Origin of the sequence: Rhodococcus sp. Leaf278 (genome assembly GCF_001426085.1) — a bacterium.
In the GTDB taxonomy this organism is placed as follows: domain Bacteria; phylum Actinomycetota; class Actinomycetes; order Mycobacteriales; family Mycobacteriaceae; genus Rhodococcoides.
The window spans coordinates 219,196-225,250 of the sequence record NZ_LMRR01000002.1 but is presented as its reverse complement, the minus strand read 5'-3'; the positions used below and the strand labels follow the sequence as shown (position 1 = coordinate 225,250).

General features: G+C 63.5%; 1 protein-coding gene. It reads left to right on the top strand.

The features are described 5' to 3' along the window. Positions 1-204 precede the first annotated feature (204 nt). The gene (locus ASG84_RS03825; RefSeq protein ID WP_057475686.1) at positions 205-5,949 is read left to right on the top strand and encodes an amino acid adenylation domain-containing protein; all 5,745 of its coding nucleotides are present in this window, start codon (positions 205-207) and stop codon (positions 5,947-5,949) included. Positions 5,950-6,055: the final 106 nt, after the last annotated feature.

The window sequence follows — 6,055 nt, the reverse complement described above, 5'->3', positions numbered from 1 at the left end:
ACAACAACCGTCCGTAGAGACGGAGAGCGTTCTCGACACGCGTCACCGAGGCGGTTGTGTCGGAGCGCCGCCGATGAGGAGTGTTCAGTGAGTTCGGATTGGTCGGGGACCAGTACGTCGGGTAAGGCAAAGCGACCGAATGGTCGTGTCAAGCGTCCGAAACCGGGCCGTAGCCGACCCGCGCGGGTTCCTACCCTGCCGGCATTGCTCTCGGCAGCGGTCGAGAAGAATCCGACGGGTACCGCGCTCGTTTTCGGTGAAACGTCGGTTACTTACGAAGAACTGGACGCGCTGTCGTCGAAGCTGGCTCGGCTGTTGATCTCTCACGGCGTCGGACCGGACCACTTGGTGGCGATCGCGCTCGACCGGTCCATCGAGTCGGTGGCCTCGGTATGGGCGATAGCGAAGTCCGGCGGGGCCTTCTTGCCGATCGATCTGCGTTATCCGCCCGGGCGGATCGAGCACATGGTTACCGACTCCGGTGTTCGGTGGGGACTGACGACGTCCGACCGAGTGGCCGAGTTGCCCGACGGAGTGTTGTGGATTGCGGTGGACGGGACCGACGAGAAGAGGCAACTCGAGCAATTGTCCGCGGAGCCGATCGCGCCGCAGGATCGTCTGGCTCAGCCGGTTCCCGCGAATCTGGCGTATGTGATCTACACGTCCGGGTCGACCGGAAGGCCGAAAGGGGTCGCGGTCACGCACGCCGGACTCGCCCCACTCGCCGCCACCGTCGCCGACACGTTCGAGACGTCCGGTGACTTTCGCACAATGCATTTCGCCTCACCCAGTTTCGACGCCTCCGTGTTGGAATTGCTGATCACCATCGTGAACGGGTCGATGATGGTGATCGTTCCGTCCAGCGTCTACGGCGGCACGGAATTGGCCGAGATCATGGCGAAGCATCGGGTCACTCATGCGATCATCACGCCTGCCGCGCTGACGACCATGGATTCCGGAGACCTTCCCGAACTTCGCGCGCTCGCCGTCGGTGGGGAGACCTTCACCGCGGAGCTGATGGGACGGTGGGCACGCGGTCGACAGTTCCACAATGCCTACGGTCCCACCGAAACGACCGTTATCTGCAGCTTGTCTGCCCCGCTCGTCTCCGGCGGAGCGGTCGACATCGGCTCGCCCACACAGAGCATGGCCAGTCACGTGCTCGACGATCGACTCCGGCCGGTTCCAGTGGGAGTGGTGGGGGAGTTGTACATGAGTGGGGCGGGACTGGCCCGGGGCTATCTCGAGCGCACGGGGCTCACCGCGCAACGGTTCGTGGCCAATCCCTTTGCGGCAGAGGGAGATGCGGCGCACTCACGGATGTACCGAACCGGCGACCTGGTTCGGTGGCGACAGGGCGAGAGCGGACTCGCAGTGGAGTACGTCGGACGCAACGACGCCCAGATTCAGCTTCGCGGCTTTCGAATCGAACTCGGGGAGATCGACGCAGTCCTCGCGGCCGTGGATGGCGTCGATTTCGCCGTGACCGTCGGGTACCGACGCGATTCCGGTGCAACCGAACTGGTCGGCTACGTCCTGCCGAACACGGGAGTGGATCTCGACGTCGATGAGGTTCTGGACGCGGCCAAAAGGTACTTGCCTGCGCACATGGTGCCGACGACGCTGACGATACTCGAGTCGATTCCTCTGACGCCGGCGGGCAAGCTCGATCGAAGTGCGCTACCGGAACCGGTGTTCGCCGTGCGCGAGTTCAGCGCTCCGACGACTCCGACCGAGATCGCCGTGGCCGATGTCTTCGCCGACCTGCTCGGTGTGGACGAGGTGGGGTCCAACGACGAGTTCTTCTCACTGGGTGGCAACTCGCTCCTCGCGACGCAGGCCGCTGCGCGCATCGGCGCAGCCCTCGGGCGTCGAGTACGACCGCGGGCGCTGTTCGACAACGCAACCGTCGAGGCATTGGCCGCGTCGATCGATACGGCCGAGGCCGACGCGCTGACCGTACTGGACTCGTCCAGGCCGCGTCCGCATCATGTTCCGCTTTCTCCGGCGCAGCAGCGAATGTGGTTTCTCAACCGGTTCGACACCGCATCGGCAATGAACAACGTGCCGGTGGCTCTGGCTCTGACCGGCGCTCTCGACGTCGATGCGATGCGTGCGGCGATAGACGATGTGATCGCTCGGCACGAGTCGCTGCGCACCGTGTATCCCGAGCTGGACGGAACGGGCTTCCAGCAGATTCTCGACATGTCCGGTGTCGACGTCGACTTGGAGGTCGTTCCGGCGTCACGGGAGTCTGCACCCGAGGCGGTGGGTGAGTTCCTGTCGAGGGGATTCGACGTGACGACGGAGATTCCGTTTCGAGTGCGACTTTTCGAAATCACCGACCTGGAGAGTTCCGAGCCGGAATTCGTGTTGGCCTTCGTCGCTCATCACATCTCCGCCGACGGGTTGTCCATGGGCCCGCTCTCACGAGACGTCATGACTGCCTACATCGCTCGTGCAGCGGGAGATGCACCGAACTGGCCTCCTCTGGCCGTTCAGTACGCCGACTACACACTGTGGCAGCACGAGATGCTCGGTTCGGAGGACGATCCGAATTCGTTGGTGTCCAGGCAAATCGCTTTCTGGAAAACTGCATTGGCAGGAACCCAGGAGCAACTGCAGTTGCCGTGGGATCGACCACGTCCTCGGGTGGCGTCCGGTCGAGGTGGACTGACACAGTTCGCTGTCGAGCCCGAAACGTACGAGCGCGTGGTCGAACTCGCGCACAGGCATGACGCGACTCCGTTCATGGTGGTGCACGCGGCTCTGGCGGTTCTGCTTGCGAGACTGTCCGGTTCGCCCGACGTTGCCATCGGTGCACCGGTCGGTGGCCGCGGCGATGCCGGTCTCGACGATCTGGTCGGAATGTTCGTCAACACGGTGATCCTGCGTACGCGGATCGACGGATATCGATCGATCGAGCAGCTTCTCGACCAGGTGCGGGCCTCCGACATGGATGCCTTCGAGAACGCAGACGTGCCGTTCGAGCGTCTGGTCGAGGTGCTCGATCCGGAGCGATCGCAGGGTCGGCACCCCTTGGTTCAGGTCGCGCTGTTCTTCCAGAACTTCTCCGAGGGGACGTTCGAGCTTCCCGGGTCGACGGTCTCGCGGTTCGGGTCCGCGGCGTTCTCGGCCAAGTTCGACCTGCAGGTAACGGTCATGGAGTCGGCGGGTGGACTCGCCGGCGAACTGCTCTACGCGACCGACTTGTTCGACGAGGACACTGTCGTCGCCTTCGGGGAACGGCTGGTTGCGCTGCTCGACTCTGTCACCGAGAACCCACACGTGGCGTCCGGTGACGTCGATATCGTATCGGAGCCCGAGCGGGACCGGGTTCTGTTGCAGTGGAACGATACTCGGAATTCGAGTGTGCCGCGAGAAGAACTACTGCTCGACGGATTCGATCGACAGGTCGCCGCGACGCCGGATGCCGTAGCCGTTGTCTTCCAAGACGAGGTACTCACCTACGCCCAGTTCTCGGCTCGCGTGGATGCCGTCGCGCAGCGGTTGCATCAGGACGGCTCCGGTCCCGGCGCTCTCATCGGGTTGGCCATGAGGCGGTCCATCGAACTGGTCGTCGGGATGTACGCGGTGTTGCGCACCGGTGCTGCCTATGTTCCCCTCGACCCCGATCAACCGTCCGAGAGAAACGATCACATTCTTTCCACGGCAGACCCGATGGTCGTACTGTCCACCAGCAGAGACGCATTCGCGACGGCCAGTGATGTGTCAGTCCTGTTCATCGACGGGGTGGAGCGCATCGATGCTGTGCCCACGTTCGGTCGTCCCCACTCGGCCGATCTGGCGTACGTACTGTTCACGTCGGGTTCGACGGGCACGCCCAAAGGCGTCGCCGTCGAGCATCGGGCCATCGTCAACCAGATGGTCTGGATGGCCGAGGAGTACGGACTCGACGAATCGGACGTGTATCTGCAGAAGACGGCGACGACGTTCGATGTGTCACTGTGGGGCTTCTTTCTTCCTCTACGGACCGGCGGTCAGTTGATCATCGCTCCGCCGGGCGCGCAGCGCGAGGTCGATGTGATCGGCGGCCTGATCTCCCGCCACCGAGTGACCGTGACCGATTTCGTACCGTCGATGTTGACAGTCTTCGCGGAATCCGTTGCTGCAGAATCGATAGCTACGCTGCGGCAGATATTCGTCATCGGAGAGGCTCTGCCCGCTCGGACAGTGGCGGCCTGCCGCGGCGTGTCGAACGCACGAGTGCACAATCTCTACGGTCCCACCGAGGCTGCGGTGTCGGTGACCTATCGTGATGTCTCCGATGACACACTCGACATCGGTTCCGCGTCCGGTGACGGTTCGGTGTCGATCGGCGTTCCCGAGTGGAATACTGTTGTGCGAGTTTTGGATTCGCGATTGAAGCCGGTGCCTGCCGGTGTGCCCGGTGAGCTGTATCTGGCGGGTGTGCAGTTGGCCCGCGGTTACGTCGCGCGACCGGACCTGACGTCCGAACGGTTCGTGGCCGATCCGTTCGGCAGCGCCGGAGACCGCATGTACCGAACCGGCGACCTGGTGCGATGGTCGATGCGCGGCGACGGCCGGATCGAGTACATCGGCCGAACCGACTTCCAGGTGAAGTTCCGTGGTCAGCGAATCGAGTTGGGGGAGATCGAAACCGCGCTGACAGGTTTGCCGGGAATAGGTCAGGCAGTGGTGGTGGTGTCCGATTCGGCCGCCGGTGACCTTCTGGCTGCATACCTCGTACCGGTAGCCGATGCTGTTCTCGATACCGAGGATATTCGGACGAGGCTCGACTCGCTGGTGCCGTCGTACATGGTGCCGTCGGCTTTCGTTGTTCTGCAATCACTTCCGCTGAATCCGGCGGGTAAGCTCGATCGCCGAGCGTTGCCGGATCCGGTGTTCGAGGCACGCGAGTTCCGTGCTCCTGCCACTGAAGTGGAAGAGGCGGTAGCGTCGGTGTTCGCCGACGTGCTCGGCGTCGAGCGGGTAGGTGCGGACGACGATTTCTTTTCCCTGGGTGGGAACTCGTTGTTGGCGATGAAGCTCGTGTCCCGATTGGGCCGCTCCCTAGGGGATGTGACGGTGCCGGTGTCGTGGCTGTTCTCCGACTCCTCGGTTACGGCCTTGGCGTCGCGGATCGATGCGACGCGTCGTTCCGATACTTCCATCGCCGAAGAGACCGGACTGGACACCGTCGTCGAACTGCGTGGGGGAAGCGGCACGCCACTGTTCTGTGTACATCCGATCGTGGGACTGTCCTGGGCGTTCGGCGGATTGGCCCCGTACGTCGACAGCACCCGGCCCCTCTACGGTCTGCAATCTCCGGTGCTTGCCGGCGACCCGATGCCCGCCTCGATCGACGAGTGGGCATCGATCTTCGTCGATCGCATCCGCGAGATTCAGCCCAGCGGGCCCTACCACCTGCTGGGGTGGTCGATGGGCGGCGTCATCGCTCATGCGGTCGCCGTGCAGTTGCAAGGGCTCGGCGAGACGGTGTCGACGCTGGCGATGATGGATTCGTTCGTGCTGTCCAGAACCACGCACCTCGTGGAAGGGACAGTGACTGCGGGGGAGGTGCTCGGCGGGTTGGGTATCGACTCCGAACACGACTCGGACGTGGCAGAACTGTCTGTCGATTCCGCCATGGCGTTACTCCGCACGATGCCTGCTCCGTTCGACAACTTGTCCAGAGAGCGGGTGCACTGCATCGTCGACGGAATCGAACGGTCGGCCGCGATGTTGCAGGCCCATGAGCCCGAGCGGTTCGACGGTGAGCTGCTCTATTTCGCGTCCGTCGTCGACGACCCGACAGGTGTTGCCGGTGCATCGACGTGGACAGAGTTCGCCGACGGGAAGCCGACCGTGACTCCAGTTCATTCGACGCACTGGCAGATGGCGTCGGCATCGGCGCTCGCCGAGATCGGACCAGTCCTCGACGACTGGATATCTCGCCGACCGTGAGCGGCACTGCTCGGAGTCGAATCGCCGGGCAGTTCACACATGAACGCCGGGCAGCTCACACGTGAACGCAACGTCAGTTCGCGGGTAACGAATCCAGCGAAGTACC